This window comes from Shewanella sp. SG41-3 (assembly GCF_014164545.1).
In the GTDB taxonomy this organism is placed as follows: domain Bacteria; phylum Pseudomonadota; class Gammaproteobacteria; order Enterobacterales; family Shewanellaceae; genus Shewanella; species Shewanella vesiculosa.
The window spans coordinates 411,076-428,919 of record NZ_JACJFJ010000002.1; the positions used below are offsets into that span (position 1 = coordinate 411,076).

18 protein-coding genes are annotated in these 17,844 nt (G+C 42.2%); 9 read left to right on the plus strand and 9 right to left on the minus strand.

Annotated elements, in window-relative coordinates:
- Positions 1 to 29: 29 nt before the first annotated feature.
- The 4 genes from H5164_RS05055 to H5164_RS05070 form a co-directional block, all read right to left on the minus strand.
- Positions 30 to 884, minus strand: a complete 855-nt coding sequence (locus H5164_RS05055) for a universal stress protein (protein ID WP_182755252.1) — start codon at positions 882 to 884, stop codon at positions 30 to 32.
- Between the two features lie 32 nt (positions 885 to 916).
- Positions 917 to 2,407, minus strand: a complete 1,491-nt coding sequence (locus H5164_RS05060) for a SulP family inorganic anion transporter (RefSeq protein ID WP_182697514.1) — start codon at positions 2,405 to 2,407, stop codon at positions 917 to 919.
- 437 nt (positions 2,408 to 2,844) lie between these two features.
- Entirely contained in the window at positions 2,845 to 3,297 is a 453-nt protein-coding gene (locus H5164_RS05065; protein WP_182755073.1) for a hypothetical protein, read from the minus strand.
- 38 nt (positions 3,298 to 3,335) lie between these two features.
- Positions 3,336 to 3,557 carry a hypothetical protein gene (locus tag H5164_RS05070; protein ID WP_182755075.1) on the minus strand — a complete coding sequence of 74 codons (222 nt, stop codon included), beginning with the start codon at positions 3,555 to 3,557 and terminating at the stop codon, positions 3,336 to 3,338.
- 311 nt (positions 3,558 to 3,868) lie between these two features.
- On the opposite strand from H5164_RS05070, the gene H5164_RS05075 reads away from it, so the two are divergent.
- A complete protein-coding gene (locus H5164_RS05075; protein ID WP_124015529.1) occupies positions 3,869 to 4,720 on the plus strand; it encodes a sulfotransferase domain-containing protein in 852 nt (283 codons plus the stop codon).
- Positions 4,721 to 4,834: 114 nt separating this feature from the next.
- Here H5164_RS05075 and lgt read toward each other — a convergent pair whose 3' ends face one another.
- Positions 4,835 to 5,611, minus strand: a complete 777-nt coding sequence (gene lgt, locus H5164_RS05080) for a prolipoprotein diacylglyceryl transferase (RefSeq protein WP_124015528.1) — start codon at positions 5,609 to 5,611, stop codon at positions 4,835 to 4,837.
- A gap of 179 nt (positions 5,612 to 5,790) precedes the next feature.
- Here lgt and H5164_RS05085 point away from each other — a divergent pair, with 179 nt between their 5' ends.
- The gene (locus tag H5164_RS05085) at positions 5,791 to 6,636 is read left to right on the plus strand and encodes an RNA pseudouridine synthase (RefSeq protein ID WP_182755077.1); all 846 of its coding nucleotides are present in this window, start codon (positions 5,791 to 5,793) and stop codon (positions 6,634 to 6,636) included.
- A 22-nt stretch (positions 6,637 to 6,658) separates the two neighbouring features.
- A complete protein-coding gene (locus H5164_RS05090) occupies positions 6,659 to 7,342 on the plus strand; it encodes a DUF2057 domain-containing protein (protein WP_124015526.1) in 684 nt (227 codons plus the stop codon).
- Between the two features lie 130 nt (positions 7,343 to 7,472).
- Here H5164_RS05090 and ybaK read toward each other — a convergent pair whose 3' ends face one another.
- Positions 7,473 to 7,946: a Cys-tRNA(Pro) deacylase gene (gene ybaK, locus H5164_RS05095; protein ID WP_124015525.1), complete on the minus strand. Its 474-nt coding sequence runs from the start codon at positions 7,944 to 7,946 to the stop codon at positions 7,473 to 7,475.
- Positions 7,947 to 8,018: 72 nt separating this feature from the next.
- Positions 8,019 to 8,984: a TDT family transporter gene (locus tag H5164_RS05100; protein WP_124015524.1), complete on the minus strand. Its 966-nt coding sequence runs from the start codon at positions 8,982 to 8,984 to the stop codon at positions 8,019 to 8,021.
- Between the two features lie 172 nt (positions 8,985 to 9,156).
- Here H5164_RS05100 and H5164_RS05105 point away from each other — a divergent pair, with 172 nt between their 5' ends.
- On the plus strand, positions 9,157 to 10,059 hold the full coding sequence (locus tag H5164_RS05105; protein ID WP_124015523.1) for a LysR substrate-binding domain-containing protein: 903 nt from the start codon (positions 9,157 to 9,159) through the stop codon (positions 10,057 to 10,059).
- A gap of 254 nt (positions 10,060 to 10,313) precedes the next feature.
- On the plus strand, positions 10,314 to 10,727 hold the full coding sequence (gene rnk, locus H5164_RS05110; RefSeq protein ID WP_124015522.1) for a nucleoside diphosphate kinase regulator: 414 nt from the start codon (positions 10,314 to 10,316) through the stop codon (positions 10,725 to 10,727).
- 1,234 nt (positions 10,728 to 11,961) lie between these two features.
- Here the strand turns inward: rnk and H5164_RS05115 are convergent.
- Positions 11,962 to 12,600: an NAD(P)-dependent oxidoreductase gene (locus tag H5164_RS05115; RefSeq protein ID WP_182755079.1), complete on the minus strand. Its 639-nt coding sequence runs from the start codon at positions 12,598 to 12,600 to the stop codon at positions 11,962 to 11,964.
- A 192-nt stretch (positions 12,601 to 12,792) separates the two neighbouring features.
- Between H5164_RS05115 and H5164_RS05120 the strand changes: the two genes are divergently transcribed.
- From H5164_RS05120 to H5164_RS05135, 4 genes are read left to right on the plus strand one after another with little or no spacing between them, the layout of a single operon-like run.
- Complete coding sequence (locus tag H5164_RS05120) at positions 12,793 to 14,340, plus strand: cryptochrome/deoxyribodipyrimidine photo-lyase family protein (protein ID WP_220492649.1); 1,548 nt, start codon at positions 12,793 to 12,795, stop codon at positions 14,338 to 14,340.
- A complete protein-coding gene (locus H5164_RS05125) occupies positions 14,330 to 14,470 on the plus strand; it encodes a DUF2256 domain-containing protein (protein WP_182741590.1) in 141 nt (46 codons plus the stop codon). The genes H5164_RS05120 and H5164_RS05125 overlap by 11 nt, the downstream gene beginning before the upstream one ends.
- 11 nt (positions 14,471 to 14,481) lie before the next feature.
- Positions 14,482 to 16,068 carry a cryptochrome/photolyase family protein gene (locus H5164_RS05130; protein ID WP_182697522.1) on the plus strand — a complete coding sequence of 529 codons (1,587 nt, stop codon included), beginning with the start codon at positions 14,482 to 14,484 and terminating at the stop codon, positions 16,066 to 16,068.
- A 28-nt stretch (positions 16,069 to 16,096) separates the two neighbouring features.
- Positions 16,097 to 16,996, plus strand: coding sequence for a LysR family transcriptional regulator (locus tag H5164_RS05135; protein WP_124015518.1), 900 nt, complete (start codon positions 16,097 to 16,099; stop codon positions 16,994 to 16,996).
- 40 nt (positions 16,997 to 17,036) lie between these two features.
- On the opposite strand, the gene H5164_RS05140 is transcribed toward H5164_RS05135, so the two are convergent.
- Positions 17,037 to 17,837, minus strand: a complete 801-nt coding sequence (locus H5164_RS05140; RefSeq protein ID WP_182755081.1) for an alpha/beta fold hydrolase — start codon at positions 17,835 to 17,837, stop codon at positions 17,037 to 17,039.
- Positions 17,838 to 17,844: the final 7 nt, after the last annotated feature.

The window sequence follows — 17,844 nt, forward strand, 5'->3', positions numbered from 1 at the left end:
AGCGACCCTATCAAGACGCCGTCTTTTACTTAACGCAATAACAACAATGGAATATGACTTTTACTGATCATCCGTGTGGTATTACTCCCAACAAAAAACTCACGAATACGTGAATGGCCATAAGCCCCCATGACCATTAAATCAATTTGGTGTGCGAGTTGATAAGCTTCAAGAGCCGTTTGCACTTCGCCCTGACAAACCGCAGTTGTTACCTCAAAACCAGCCTCAGTAAGAGAGTCGGCAACTGAGGTCAATTCGGTTAGCGCTTGAGACTGATTATCAGACACCATGACTAAATGACATTCGAGCCCTTTAAGTAGTGGGCTGCTAATCACTCGTTCAAGCACGGTTTTCGAGGTGGCACTGCCATCATAGGCAATCATAAAACGGCTTGGCGTTGTAAACTCAGCCATCACCACTAAAATTGGCTGTTTAAGGGTGCGAATAACACTTTCTAAATGACTGCCAATCGCTTGCGCCTGATCTTGATGTTGCTCACCTTGACGACCAATAACCACCAGTCTGGCATCGGCTTGCTGCTCCAGTAGCGTTTCCACTAAATCCCCATGGCGCTGCAGTGTTTGCACCACCACTGAAGGTTGTGCAGCTACAATGCTGGTTTGAGCATCTTGGAGCATATATTTACCTTGTTCGAGCGCGAGTTTACTCATGCGTCCTTCAAGCTCAACCATTTCAGCCAGCAGATGCTCACGACTCCCAAGGCCAATATTTCCCGACAAATTTAACTCTGTCGGGTAGGCAGACTTATCCAATACATGTAATAACGTCACCGGGGCATGCAACTTCATCGCCGCCCACCCACTAGCATCAGATACCGCGTGTGTGGCTTTTGAACCATCAATACAGGCAATCACATTTGTCATCATTATTATCCTTTTATGCTGTTGCTATGGGCTTAGTGACCAGACATCATTTTTTCAACGTCTTCTGGTTTATCATGCACACCAAATTTATCAACTATGGTCGCGCTGGCAGCGTTAAGGCCAATTATCTCAACTTCAGTCCCTTCCCGGCGGAATTTAATCACCACTTTATCCAGAGCAGATACGGCGGTAATATCCCAAAAATGTGCTTGAGATAAATCAATCGTCACCTTATCAACCACTTCTCTGAAATCAAATGAGTTACTGAACTTATCTGCTGAGGCAAAAAAGACTTGGCCAATAATGTGATAATGACGCCCGGTTTCTGCAGTAGTGTCGCTGCTTTTAACCACCATAAAACGGCCCACTTTATTGGCAAAGAATAACGAGGCAAGTAGCACACCCACAAATACCCCAATCGCTAAATTATGGGTAGCGACAACGACAACTACTGTGGCAACCATCACAAGATTGGTCGATAAAGGATGATGTTTAAGATTACGGATAGAATCCCAAGAGAAGGTTCCAATAGACACCATGATCATCACCGCGACAAGTGCTGCCATCGGGATCATTTTTAACCAGTCCCCCAGAAATACGATTAACACTAACAGAAAAAGACCCGCCGAAAATGTCGACAAACGCCCACGACCACCAGACTTAACGTTAATAATTGATTGACCGATCATGGCACAACCCGCCATACCGCCCAGTAAACCCGCACCGATATTGGCAATACCCTGGCCTTTACATTCGCGGTTTTTATCACTTGGGGTATCGGTTAAGTCATCAACAATAGTTGCTGTCATCATCGATTCCAATAAACCAACAACCGCAAGACCAGCAGAATAAGGCAAGATGATCATTAAGGTTTCAAGAGTTAATGGTACTTCTGGCCAAAGGAAAATCGGTAAGGTATCTGGCAACTGCCCCATATCGCCTACGGTACGGATATCTAATCCCATATACACCGCAAAAATGGTTAAGCCAACAATACATATTAAAGGTGACGGCAAGGATTTTCCGATCACAGGGATTAATGGGAATAAGTAAATAATCCCCAGTCCAGCTGCGGTCATGGCGTACACATGCCACGTCACATTTGTAAGCTCAGGTAACTGTGCCATAAAAATCAAAATGGCCAGCGCATTCACAAAGCCGGTCACGACCGAACGCGAGACAAATCGCATCAAACTGCCCAGTTTTAAGTAACCTGCTGCAATTTGAAACAGGCCGGTCAATAACGTCGCCGCTAATAAATACTCAAGACCATGCTCTTTAACTAAGGTCACCATCAATAGCGCCATAGCGCCAGTCGCGGCCGAAATCATGCCCGGACGACCGCCGGTAAACGCAATCACGACTGCAATACAGAAGGAAGCATATAGGCCAACTTTGGGATCCACCCCGGCAATAATCGAAAAGGCAATCGCTTCAGGAATTAACGCCAGCGCGACAACAATACCGGCTAATAGGTCTCCACGGATGTTAGAGAACCACTCTTTTTTCATGCTTTGTATCATGTGTTTTACTCTGTTTTAATGTTAGCCAATATGCCAATAACAGATGTTAACGCCAGAAATATCTGCGCGCGTCAGCAGTGAAATTAACTCATTAATACGACAAAATGATATTGGATAATGATATACAACAAAAACTACCAACAAGGCAGCAATTACGGACGGATCTTAGCGATCCAAATAGGGGAGGAAAAACTAATGCGGCTTAATATTCATTACGGAAAGACAACCTCTTTAATATATGTACATTAAGCTTAAAATTTAATAAACGCGCACTGCATAAAAATGCAGCGGCAAGTATAAAGGGTTGCTTAGGTAAAATCAAAGCGTTTACAGGGTAACCCCACGGACACAGCGACTGAATGAGAGCCGAGTTAGCGCGGTAAAGTACCACAAAACTTGGCTATCACCTTTTAAGGCTCAACTGATAATACCCAACGCTATGGTGAAGAGGTAACCGCAATTTTTTCTGAGGTGAATTTGTTGTACGCAACGATTAAGCCGTAAGCCATTAATACTGAAACACACTCTGAAATAGAACCGATTAAACGGAATGCTTCGTAAGCAGAGCCAGGAATTAATGTTGAATCAGTTGAATCGAAATTTAGTACGACTAGAAGCACAAATGGCAACTGTATCAAAGCAGCAGCCTTAACATTAAAGGGAGACCGAGGAACAATCTTCCTAAATATCAATAAAATAAACAAAGTTGCCAGCAGCCGAATCGAGGCATCATAACCCGCGATTAATAAGTACTCCCAACTGTGACTATTCAAATCGGGCACCAATAGAAGATAATCGATTACCGGCGAATATTTTACCGATAGTTGAAATGCTAGTGAGTTCGCATATAACACTAAAACACTAGCGACTAAACAAGGTAAATACTTCATATGTGCTGTCCTTAGTCACAATATTGTACACATCCTTGCTAACGACTTGCGGTTTCTGCGCCTAAATTAACATCACTCTTTAGCACCAACACCACTAAATAGATCAAACCAAATAGCGGTACAATTGATAATACAGCGCCAAGCACACCAGCCAGAATCGGCGATTGTGTTTTACGACGACCAATAAAATAACTGATAACACCCACTACCAATGCGAAAATAACAATTAACTGACCAACCAGCGTTGCATTAACATTCATCAAAAACTCTCCTTGTTGTTTTATACCTAATACAGCCTAAATTACCTCTAGCAAACTGTCGCAAGGCATTCATTAACAAGCATGTTACATTTACTCGCAATTTGATGTAAAGCAATCAATCTTATTACTTAACAATAAACCGTGGGGGATCAAGGGTGATATGCATAACAAGGTTTACATTGAGTGATATTATCATCGCTATAATCACACTCTAATTCCTCGCTAAACACCCCAGTAAACTTGCCATTTCGGATAATTATCGGTAGTTTTACTGCATTGAACGACGTAAAAATAATAACAAAGGATTACGGATGGGAAACATACTTTGGGTGGCCTCTTACCCTAAATCGGGTAATACCTGGGTGCGTGCATTTTTAGAAAATTACATTCAAAATCAAGATCAGCCAATCGACATCAATACCATGCACACCATTTCGACAGCGGAATCGGCTGCGCACCGTTATCGACCTTATTTACCCAAAGATAAAACGGCCACCACCGAACTGACTTTAGAAGAAATTAGTGTTCTGAGGCCACAGGTTCAGGCTGATATTGCTCACCAAGCCAATGGCACTACATTTGTCAAAACCCACAACTACTTGGGCGAATATAATAGCCAGCCACTGCATAATTCGACGGTAACATCAGGGGCAATTTATGTGGTCCGTAACCCGCTAGATGTGGCCATTTCAATGGCCAATTACTTTGATTACACCATAGATGAAGCCATAGCTTATATGGCAGAAGAAATGACTGGCACACCAAATGAAGTACCACATGTGCCACAAATCATTACCTCTTGGTCTATGCATGTGTCTAGTTGGACCGCCGATGATGCTTCAAAGTTGATTTTACGCTACGAAGATATTTTGGATGACCCCAAAAAAGCTTTCAGAAAAGTGGAGTCATTTTTAGGCTTGAAAAAGGATCCTGTTAGATTAAAAAATGCCATTAAACACTCTTCTTTCGCACAACTAAAAGCCCAAGAAAATAAACGCGGCTTTGTAGAGAAACACGAAAATGCTAATGCCTTCTTTAGAAATGGTGGCAAGCATCAGTGGAAAACTAAACTCACGACTGAACAAGTGCAAAAAATTGTCAACACGCATTACGAACAAATGCAGCGCTTTAAATATTTGCCTGCTGGTATGAAACCATTATAGAAAATAACAGTAGGATAAATAAGTCACTTATGGCTAAATCATCCTTATAAAAAACGTCCTATGCCATCTGGCATAGGACGTTTTTGTTATAGATTCTATATGGTATCTCAGCGCTTAACTAGGTTTACGGTAAGCCATAATCAGCAATACAATGCCAGTGAATAAAAACGGTAAGCTTAACCATTGTCCGGCACTGAGTATTGATTCATGGTAGGCCGCTTGACTGACTTTAACGCTTTCAATCGCAATACGCGCACTAAAGACCGACACTAAAAACACGCCAAATATCGCACCGTGCTTTTGCTTCATATTGGTATATTTATAAATGGCGTAAAGGCCAACAAATATCAATAAATAAGCAAACGACTCATACAGTTGCGCAGGGTGACGCGGTATCATATCAATCCGCTTGAAAATAATGCCCCATGGCTGCGTGGTTGGATCACCTATAATCTCTGAATTAGCAAAGTTTGCCAAACGCACAAAAAAGCCAAATATGGCAGTCGCGATCGCTAAACGATCAAGTAAAAATAAAAACGGTAACTTCACTTTGCGCTGGTAATAATACAAGGCCAATATCGCCCCTAGTCCACCACCATGGCTGGCAAGTCCCCCTTCCCAAATGGCGAAAATTTTCAACGGATGTGCCAAGTAATAACTCGGATCGTAGAAAATACAATGAGCTAAACGCGCACCAACAATAATGCCGACCACACAATAAACCAGCAGGTTGTCGAGAGATTCAACATCTAAACCCTCTTTTGTGTAAATGCGCTTCATCACTTGAAAGCCAGTCGCAATCGCTAACGCAAATAATGCCCCATACCAATGAACCTTTAACCCCATGAACGAGATCAGCACAGGGTCAAGATCCCAAATGATGTGTTCCAAATTACCTACTCCAATTGCTGCTATGTTTTGTCGCATTATGCTAAAACAACTTTGCCGCAGATGATACCCAGATACGCGACTCAAGAGAAAGTTTCATTAACTAATAAACATACAGCAGCCAAATAAGGTAACATTTATCCCTAAATGACCGTGTACCGAATGGATCTATAGAGTTGCAAATGATTGTAGATAAAACTGAATACCATATTGATGTAACTGAACATGGTACTGATGCTATCAATTTACTGGCACAAACCAGTGGTTTGAGTAAACAAGTGCTAAAAGATGCCATGCAAAAAGGCGCTATATGGCACAGTCACGGCAAGCAAACCAATCGTATTCGGCGCGCGAAAAAACCTCTGCAACCCGGAGATAAACTGCATCTTTATTACAATCAATATATTTTAGACGAACAAGTTGCTCCGGCAGAGTTACTGTTTGATGAAGGTGAATACAGTATTTGGTATAAGCCTTATGGTATGCGTTGCCAAGGTTCAAAGTGGAGTGATCACACCACCATCAACCGCTACGCCGAGTTGAACTTACAACCGCAACGCAATGCGTTTATTATTCATCGTCTGGACCGCGCTGCAACCGGTTTATTAGTGCTTGGACACAGTAAAAAAACCACTGCAGCCATCGCTAAGTTATTTGAAACACGTGCATTAGAAAAATACTATCAAGTGATTGTTGAAGGTGCATTTCCGAGCAAGCCCGTTACCATTGATAGCCCTGTTGATAATAAGCCCGCGCTATCATACGCCACCTTACTCACCTACGACGCTACGTTGGATCAATCCAAGGTGCAGGTAAAAATAGACACAGGACGTAAACATCAAATTCGGATTCATATGGCTAGTCTTGGCCATCCGGTAGTGGGCGACCGTTTACATGGAAATGGTGCTGAACATTGCCCCGATTTAGCGCTAACATCGTGTTTTTTCCGCTTTGTATGCCCCATCAGTCACAATCTAAAAACCTTTGAATTACCAGAGCATTATCGCCCAGCATTCACAACCACTTAATCAATCTACACGGAATCACATTATGCGTAGCATTATCGCGTTACTTTGCTTTAGTTTATTCAGCCAATACGCTATCGCGGCTAGTTTGCTTTTGCCCGACAGAACCGAAACGGTATTCGTCAATAATAAGGCATCACACCAACAGTCTAAGGTATTGCTAGACTCAACTCTGCCTAATGGTATGCAGCAAATAGCCTTTCGCTATCAAGCTCGTTACCGCGATAATGGTAGCCAAAATGACTTTATCTCTGACGTAATTGTCTTGCGCTTTAACGCCAGTGAGCAAGATTATCGATTAACGCTACCGCCAATAAACTCAGCGGCAAGTGCCAAAAAATTTAATCTAAAACCAGCCATAACATTAACCGATAGCAGTGGTAACACGATTGCATTTACCCAAGATAAATTGATTAAATCAGGCTTACAAATTGGACGCGATTTTGTCCAAGAAATGGCTCAATATAATGCTTCTGCTGCCATAGCGGCTGTCGCGTCTAGCACTGTAATCAACCCATCACTTAATCCTGTATCTGGGGCAACCATAGCAAGCGATCACAGTAGTCAGGTCATTAGCCCGAGCGCTGACGTAATTGAAGTTACAGCTGAAGATATCACCCAAGCAGAAGTGATGAGAATGCTGGATTATTGGTACCAAAAAGCCAATAACCAAACTCAAGCAGAGTTTAAAGCCAAAATAAATCAATAATCCTGTATCACTATGATTGCTGAAGTGGATCTTGCTAGTTTGACTCTTGATAGTTTGAATCTTGATAGCGCAATGATCAGCTGCTTGAGCCCCGCATAAAGGCAACGCGATTAGTTAATGGCAAATGTCATTATGTTTGAGCGCAAATATCGGCAAACTTAGCATTGAGTAAGCATTGTAAATCGGCTGGGCTTAGTGAAATCTCTAAGCCTCTTTTGCCAGCGCTGACATAGATACAATCGAACTGCTGCGCAGAGGCGTCAATCACTGTCATTAAACGCTTTTTTTGACCTAATGGGCTAACACCACCTAATACATAACCGCTCGAACGCTCTACTGCTAATGCTTCTGCCATGTGGGCTTTTTTAGCGCCCGCAGCTTTAGCGATTAACTTCATACTCAGCATCGACGATACAGGCACGATGCCAACCACCAGCGATTGATTATCCACACTCACCACCAAGGTTTTAAACACCTGTGCAGCGGGTACAGCCAGTTTTTGCGCCGCTTCTAAACCATAAGATTCACTATTAGTATCATGATGATATTCATGCACTTCAAAATCTATTTTATGCTTTTTCGCCATTTCAATTGCTGGAGTCATGCTGGTTCGCTCATATTAAATGCCGCATACAGTGTTAGTGAAGGCATTGACCAATAGTATATTTATTGCAAATTAAGAAGCCAGTTGTACCTTCTTTGGCTGATAAAAATGCAGGTATCGCAGACAAACATAACTGACCACCACAGTAGCGACAAGCAGTTCAAGTTCTGCTAAAGCATGAATTTGCTGTACATACTCGTTTGCAATGCCGATGCTTTCCATCCATACCGACATTTTAAATAACGCAGTCGCACCTATCACCATAGGGAAGGTAAAAGCGGCATAACCAGGGCTAAAAGGTAGCCGTAATAACTTAAAAAATGACAGATAAATAATTGCCGTCATTAACACCCCAATACCAAATAATAGCCCAACGATCACCGGAGACGGTTGCTGAGTAATGGTTAGATATCCTGCTAAAGATAAGCTGGCTGGCGCGGCTAGAATGGCTAGTGTTGGTTTAGCTGCATCGGGAATTTGTTCTCTAAAAATAAGACGGTAAAGCATCATGGGTAACATCACCGCATAGCACAACATTCCAAAAAGCAGTGCCCCATGTGCAACCCATAATAAATGCTCATTACCTGAAAAAGAAACGTCGGCAACCACAATGCCAATCGGCGGAACAAACCAACTCGGTACCATGTGAGTTAATGAAAACTGCTTACTGCGATGATAAATAAACCCCACTAAAAAACTAATGTGCAGCAATACCGCAAATGACCATAATAAATCACCCGCTAGCGCAGAGACATGGCCCAACGAATTTGATACCACCATTAATGCCATGGCAAAGGTAGGCACCACACTGCCTACCACAGGATGAGCAAGATCTTGACGCAATAGGTTTGAATGTAATATAAATTTACCACTCAAAATCAGTAACAACACACTGGCAATAGCAGCCGAGAACCATTGTCCATAATGGTGTAAATCCACAAGGTTTTCCCAACTCCAACCTAAACTTGCAATACCTAACGCCAGCCCTGCCATCGGCGTTGGTACGGCCATTAGTGAATTTTTTACTGCTCGAATCATTACAACCTCAAACTGCCCATCAGAGAATAAGCCAATATTACGCTTGCACTTTGTTTATATATATCCAATTATACGGAACACACGTTCAGAAAAACTAAACGATTAGCGGTTTAAAAGTCACTGCCGCCATTTTATCGGTTTATTAACCAATACCTTCACTAAGTCAGGCGCGATGAATATTTCACTCAAACAGCTCAATGTTTTTAGCAGCATTACTCAACATAAAACCCTAACGGCAGCCGCCGAGGCGTTATATCTGTCTAAAGCAGCGGTGAGCATGGCACTGGCAGAATTAGAAAAACAACTCGGTCATGCGCTATTTGATCGGGTTAACAACCGCTTAATTCTTAATCAAGAAGGTCACAAGCTGTTACCACTGGCCGACGAGCTGCTTAGTAGAGCAAATAACATCAGCCAATTGTTTGATGCAGACCACGCTTTTTCAGGTCAATTGAAAATAGGTGCCAGTGACACCCTAGGGAACCATGTTGTTCCGGGGTTATTGAGCCAATTTCGGCAGCAATATCAGCATTTCTCGCAAAGTGTGGTGATTTCTAATTCACGGCTTATTTGCCAAAAACTGCTGGATTACGAACTAGATATCGGCTTGATCGAAGGGAAAAGTCATCATCCAGAACTTATCGCTACTCAATTCAGCCATGATGAGATGTGTATTATCGCAGCGCCTCAGTTACCTATAAGCCAACAAGCTAAGTGCAAATTTAGCCATTTAGAACACAGTGAATGGGTATTACGTGAAGCAGGCTCAGGCTCGCGAGAGTTTTTCTTACATACCATAGCGCCACAAATAGCGGCGTGGCATGAAGTGTTTGAACTTAATACTACAGAAGCACTAATTAACAGTGTTTCCGCGGGACTCGGCTTAGGTTGCTTATCAACTTTAGCGGCACAATATGCCATTAACGATGGCCGCGTAGTTCGGCTGGATCTACCTCAAGCGAGCAATCATCTTAATATGCAACGACCATTTTGGTTAGTGGTTCATAAAGACAAATACCATAGCCCGCTGCTGAAAAGCTTTATTGAGTTTTGCCATCAATGGGATAATACATAAAAATATCGAGGTCGGTTGCGATAGTTGATTTATTAATGTCCTTATGGTTAATCATTTAGGCGGCGTATATATTTTTATCACTATAGATTAATAATTAAATTTATTAAGGTATTTTTAATGTATTAGGGATAGCATCTCAGATCGTACATAAATTTATAATCAATATATTTTACCTCATTAAACTTTCTTTTAAATTAAAGTTTGATCATAAGGTGAATTTTAATGCATTAATTACTGGACTGTTTGAGGGATAAATGAGTAACCGACCTGAAATAACCATTTCGTCACTAGATTCTATAAGACTCTTTAAGTTAATTGAGTCATTACCGACAAAAAAAATGGTCGGCATTAGTGAGCTAGAAGAAGAGCTCGCCCGTGCAAATATAGTTGAACCAACGGAAGTGCCGCCTACAATTGTGACGATGAATTCAACAGTTAAATTTACTGTAGAATCGTCTCGTGATGAATTTATGATGACTCTTGTTTATCCCAAAGACCTTGATTTAAGTGGTGATAAAATATCTATTCTTGCACCTGTTGGCAGTGCGTTACTTGGGCTTTCTCAAGGTGATGAAATTGAATGGCCTAAGCCTGGTGGAGGGTTAATAAAAATTAAAATTAAAGAAATTTTCTATCAACCAGAAAGAGCTGGCGAATACAACCGCTAAGCTCGAAATTATTGATACACGTTGAACTTACCTAGCAAAAAATTAAAATTAAATCAATAATTTGAAATTTATAAACTTAATATTAAAATCGAAGAGCATGATATATTTTTCATAGAAATATATATCATGCTCTTACTAAACTTTTCACCTTCTGATGTAATACATCATTGAGCCTTTTTTATCCTAAAAATGTTATCCCGAAGCTTTTTACCCAGAAGTGTTAATCTCAATGTTGTTAAAAATCTGTGTATGTTGGGTCGAGAGATTTAGCGAGTTGGATCCACTGACGTTGCCAATAGTGCATACTTATCATTAAGCGATTTCAATCAATAGCAGACCATAACGATGTGACCGTAATTTTATTAAATCTAGCGAAAACTGATGGTTTCATGACTTGTCATATATTTAAATTACTAAGGTTATTGTTATCTTTTTTATTTCAAAAAATTTGCTTGAAGTTATTATTTAAGCTGCTATATTGACGTTATGAAAATATCAATTCCTATATTTTATTCTATTATTTTTTTAGGGAGCTTCGCCCTAAAATTCCCCGTTTAAGCGGGCGTCCCTTTACGCCCATCTGTTTTTACAGATCAAAAAAATACTCATCTTTAATTAAATCATTGAGTTGCTATCGTTTTAATCTCGCTTAGAATGGCGAATTTTAATTATATTGACTGTTAAAAATAGATTTATTAAATAGTCATGTCTCACAATCTTATTAAATGGTTGAGAAACGTTATTCTGAGTAGAAAGGTAATCTACGCTTAAATTTTTAAATTAAGCTACGCTTTAACTCTGACAGATGATTAAGGAGGGCGATGGGTTATTTATTTCAACAATCTCGTTTATTGCATTAAATAAGCATTATTAATATTTTATTTATTATTAGGTGATAATATGTCTAAGCATGAAATGAAAAAACCATTGTTATCGTTAAAAGAAAAACGTAAATTGAAAAAAGAGTCAAATACCACAGAGATAGTCAAACCTAGAAAGAAAAAAGGTTAAGGCTACTGGGTGCCAATAATTTTGGCACCCTTTTTACTATAGCTATGATTTATAAAAGATAATAGGTAGTGCCTAGTACCTATTTAACGATGATAAATGATTGTTTCATGGTTATCTGGCATGTACTATTAAACTCAAAATGCTATCAATAGCATCGTTTTTAGAGCATAGCCTTTACGTATAGTTTTAGGCCTGTTTCTATAAATCAGCACACTCAATAAACTTAGTAAGCAACGCTAATACGTTGATTAATATGCTTGGCATTTTCGGCTTCATCTAACATGGCTTTGGCGTAATCGACTACTGACACTCGGCTTTGGCCGTCTGCATCAGTAAAGAATTCATCGCCACCTACACGGTACGGGCCTTCGGACTCGCCAGGGAAGATAAAGGCGGCCGGACTAACATAAGTCCACTTGATAGCAGAATCGGTAGCGCGAAATACTGCCAATGCTTCACCTTGGGCGATGGCTTCGGCTTTATATTCTTCAGGGAATTCTGCTGTTGACACTAACGCCACGCCTGGCGCGACTTCTAAACTACCAGCACCACCGACCCACAACAAACGCGGTGTGCCTGCTTGAGGTAAGTGCTGTAATAATTGCTGTGCGGTTTGTGCTACCACTTGATGATTTTGTGCGGCGCGGCCACCGATTGACGCTATCACCACATCAACGTCGGCAAATGCGCTAGCTATGGCATCGCTTGTCATAGTGGTTAAATCAAGTGTTCGTACGGCCACATCTTGACTGACTTTGCTGGCGTCGCGAACGACGGCAACCACTTCATGACCACGGCTAATAGCCTGCTGCATGATAGTGCCACCAATCCAACCTGTTGCGCCTAATACTGCTAGTTTCATGTTTTGTCTCGCTCTATTAATTAACAATGAAGCCAGTGTATAGACAACATAATCCGAGATAAATATCACTTATTGCGCTTAATTGTTTCATTTAGAGATACAAAATAAATCATAATTGTGTAGTTTAAAGCAATCTAAACGGCGTGCTAATGCGTATCTAATAGCCTAATTCACCATGAGATTTTTGGCGCCATGCCCGACACGATCAAACAGGCTATTAATATCGTCTGGTTTAAACGCGACTTGCGCTTGTCTGATCATCAGCCGCTGGTCGATGCGTTTAACCATGATTTACCCTGCTTGCTTATTTATGATTTTGAACCCTTTATGCTGGCTGACCCGCATTATAATCAACGTCATTGGCGCTTTGTGTGGCAGTCGCTGCAAGATATGAATCAACAACTGGCGCGATTTAATGGTCAGGTGTATGCCTTTTGTGTACCAATAATTGATTTACTGGACGAGTTATCACAACAGTTTGAAATTAACACTATGTTCAGCCATCAAGAGATTGGTCTACACAACAGCTTTGAGCGCGATAAAGCGGTGGCACTCTGGTGTCATCAGCAACAGATCCATTGGCAACAATCACCAACAGGTGCGGTAGTTCGAGGTCGCAAGCATCGTCAAGCCTGGGATCAACACTGGCAACAAGTGATGAACAGCCCTATTGCGATCCCCAATTGGCAACAATGTCAGCTGCAAAAGCTCGACAACTACCATACTCCGCTTATCGATCAGGCCATCATTACAGACAACGATCAATTCCAAACGGGTGGTCCTAAAGCGGCTAGAGCAATACTGAGCAGTTTTCTAAGCTACCGTGGTAAAGACTACCAACGCAGTATTTCGAGCCCGAGCTTAAGTCGCAGCCACTGTTCACGCTTATCACCTTATTTAGCATGGGGAAACATCAGTTTAAAGCAAGTGTATCAAGCGACATTAACCCGTTATAACGCGGTGCAAACCAGCAATAAAGCGTGGAAAAAGCCTTTATTAGCTATGATGTCGCGCCTACATTGGCATTGCCATTTTATGCAGAAATTTGAAAGCCAATGCAGCATGGAATTCACCCCGGTAAACCCTGGGTATTTAGATTATCCTTATCGCAGCGACGACAACGTAGCGCAAGATATTCAGCGCTGGGCTGAAGGCCAAACGGGGATCCCCATTATTGATGCCTGCATGCGCTGTTTACGAGAGACTGGTTATATCAATTTTAGAATGCGCGCCATGTTGGTCAGTTTTGTGACCCATCATTTAAACATTGCGTGGCAACATGCTAGCTTACCGTTAGCCAATTATTTTCTCGATTTTGAACCTGGGATCCATTACCCGCAACTGCAAATGCAAGCCTCGGTGACAGGCATTAACACCATACGCTTATACAATCCCATCAAGCAGTCACAAGACCAAGATCCACGCGGGGAGTTTATTCGACTGTGGTGCCCAGAGCTCACCAACTTACCCAATGAGTATATTCATCAACCTTGGCTGCAACCGCCAATGGAAGCTATTTTCAATGACCTAATCTTAGGCCGTGATTACCCTGAACCTATGATAGATCTTACTCTGGCATCACAAATTGCCCGCGATCGCTTGTGGTCATATCGCGATCAACCTCAAGTTAAACGCCATATCGCTGCGGTATTAGGTCGTCATGTTAGCCCTAAGCGAAAACGAACTAAGGGCAAACCGATAGCCACAACAACTCAGGCTAAAGACCGTCATGACACATAAAAAACTCCATCTTGAGCATAAAGTCTGTTTAGTTTGCCAACGCCCGTTTGCGTGGCGTAAAAAATGGGCTAAAGATTGGGACAAGGTTAAATATTGTTCTGAACGCTGTCGCCGACATAAATCTGAATAAAGGTAATCACCATGACGACACTTTACACCAATGCTTCACCAACATTATTGCCGGAAACCAGCACATTGAGACTCATCTTGGGCGATCAACTTAATGCGTCACACTCCTGGTTTAAACAAGTCGATCCTAATGTGGTGTATTTGATTGCCGAGTTGGGACAAGAAGCAAGCTACGTCACTCATCATGTTCAGAAGGTCTGCGCCTTTTTTGCCTCTATGGCGCAATTTGCACAGGCCTTAGCCAAGAGTGGTCATCAAGTTTTGTACCTGACCTTAGATGAAACCCAGCACTATGCCGACCTACCCGCCTTGCTTGAACACATTACTGCAACGCATCAATTAACCCATTTTCAATACCAACACGCTGACGAATACCGTTTAGCGCAGCAATTGGGCTCTCTTTTACTACCAGGCATTGCTATCAATAGCACTGACAGTGAACATTTTTTACTGCCGTTTAGCGATATTCAAACTGAATTCACCCCGAAAAAACACGCCAAAATGGAGTTCTTTTATCGGCGGATGCGCAAACGTTTTAATGTGCTGATGCAAGATGGAGAACCTTTGGGAGGCCAGTGGAACTTTGACCAGCAAAACCGTGCCAGCTTTAAAAAGAATGACCTTGGCGATATTCCTGCGCCATTAATGTTTGCCAATGACGTCAGTGATATTTTAGCCCGACTTAAGCGCCATAATATCAACACCATAGGCAAAGCAGAAAGCCAATTATTATGGCCGCTTAATCGACGCCAATCACGTGAGTTACTTGACTTTTTTTGCCAGCATTTATTAATCCGCTTTGGTCATTTTCAAGATGCAATGACCGAAAATAGTCGTGCGGATTGGAGTCTATATCATTCAAGATTATCGTTTGCGCTTAACAGCAAAATGATTTCACCTAGCGAAGTCATCAATAAAGTTATCGCCCATTGGCAAGCGCATCAAGATGATATTTCACTGGCCCAAGTAGAGGGTTTTGTCCGCCAAATACTCGGTTGGCGCGAATATGTCCGCGGTATTTATTGGATCAATATGCCCGACTACGCGACGCAAAATGCCTTGCAAGCACAACGCCCCCTGCCGGAGTATTTTTGGACCGCCAACACTAAGATGAATTGCATGCACCACACCATAAAACAGTCGCTCGATTATGCCTATGCCCACCATATTCAACGGCTAATGGTCACGGGCTGTTTTAGTTTACTCGCGGGTATCAATCCAGATGACGTCGACCAGTGGTATTTGGGCATTTACATTGATGCCATCGAATGGGTCGAAATGCCCAATACCCGCGGGATGACTCAATTTGCCGACGGCGGCATTGTGGCCACCAAACCGTATGCCGCCAGCGGTAACTATTTGAACAAAATGAGCGACTATTGCAAAAGCTGCCATTACAATGTCAAACTCAAGACAGAAGATAACGCCTGCCCATTCAACAGTTTATATTGGCATTTTATTCAACGCCATCAAGAGAAATTTCAACACAACCCTCGCATGACTATGGTGTATAAAAACTGGCAAAAAATGGATGCGCACACGCAACAGGCCATTATTAACAAAGCCGATAACCTATTGGAAAATATAGAAAGCTTATAACCTTTGGCTGTCGCGATAGGATGATGTTATGGACAAAATATCTGCTATACGCAGCTTTGTGGAAGTGGCCAGTTGTGGCAGCTTTACCCAAGCGGCCGAGCAACTAGGTTTAAGCCGTTTACAAGTGTCACGCCATATCAAAGAAGTTGAGCAATGGTTGGGGTTGCGATTATTACATCGCACCACTCGCCAAGTGAGTCTTACCTTACAAGGCGAAGAAGCACTGAATTATTGCCAGCGTATTTTAAGTGAAGTCACCGCGATGGAGAGTCGCGCCAATAGTCATAATAATGAACTGGTAGGCAGTATCCGTATCGCCTCGCCCATTGGACTTGGGCAACACAAACTGTATGACGTAGTTGAGGCTTTTTGCCTGCAACATCCTCAGGTTAATATACAACTATTACTGTCGGATAATGTCTCACAATTGGTTAACGACAGGGTTGATATCGCCCTGCGTTACACTCATCAGCCAGATGAAAGCTTAATAGCTAGACGCTTAATGCACATCGATAGCGTCATTTGTGCCTCCCCAGACTATCTCGCCAAACACTCAGCCATCGAATCGGTTAATGACTTATTGCAACACAACTGTTTGCGTCACTCTAGTCAGCAACGCTGGGAAATAATTGCAGACTCACAACCTCACCTATTGGATGTGAGCGGTAATTTACAAGCCAACGACATGGGCGTATTAATCAATGCAGCCCGTCGCGGCAATGGCATAGTGTGTTTACCTACCGATTTAGCCAATGGCTACCTTGAACGCCAAGAACTGGTTGAAGTATTACCCCAACTGACGGTACCAGGTAAAACCATATGGGCCGTGTATTTGTCGCGCAGTTATCAACAAACCGTCGTCAGAGCATTTATCGACTTTACCGCCAATGCTTGGCAGCAAGACATAAAAAAATGGCAAGCAAGCTAGAGTCACTAATCACGATTTGATAAGCCCTAATAAATGACTTCTAACGAATAATATCCAGTAATACTTGTTGTAATTTCAGTGGCTGATCGAGACTGGCATCATGGCCGCAATCATCCATTTTATGTAACTGTGTTTGATAAAATAGCGCTAACTGTTCGCTGCATTTGGGGTGAGCTAACTTATCTTGATTGGCGACTATCACGCTGACCGGTATGTTATTCAATTCAGGACTATGAAAACGGGCCGAGGCGTACAATTGCCTTAGTCCATTGATAAATGATGTATGGCATTGCAATCTCAGTAAACTCCAAGCATTAATCACTTCAATGTTGTGACTAAAATGCCTGCTGGTAAAATCAACGACAATCGCTTCTAACCAGTGACCTTTGCCTGTGTTGGCTTGCTGAGAGCTCGCTAAACCAGAGCGCAAAAAACTCAGCAAAACATGCGTTATAGAGGTCACTAAGCCGACACATTGAAACCGATAATACCAAGGCGACAAGTTGGCCGCACTGCTGTTAATTAACACCACATGCTGAATTCTTGAGCGACACTGCGCCGCCATGGTTAGCGCCAACATACCGCCCATAGATAATCCCACCAAGACCAACTTAACTTGGCTTGGCCGCATGGCCTGCTTGAGCAAAGCGGCATCAATTTGTTGCCACACCGCCTCGCAATTGTCTTGCATCTTACCTGGGCTAGGTTGATTGACTAATAGGCCATTACCAGGCAAGTCAACACAAATGACATTGAGCCCTTGCTGGTTTAAACGCTGGTCAAAACCATACCAATGGCGGCTGTCGCGCATTAAGCCTCTGAGTAACACTAAGGTGGTCATCGTTTAT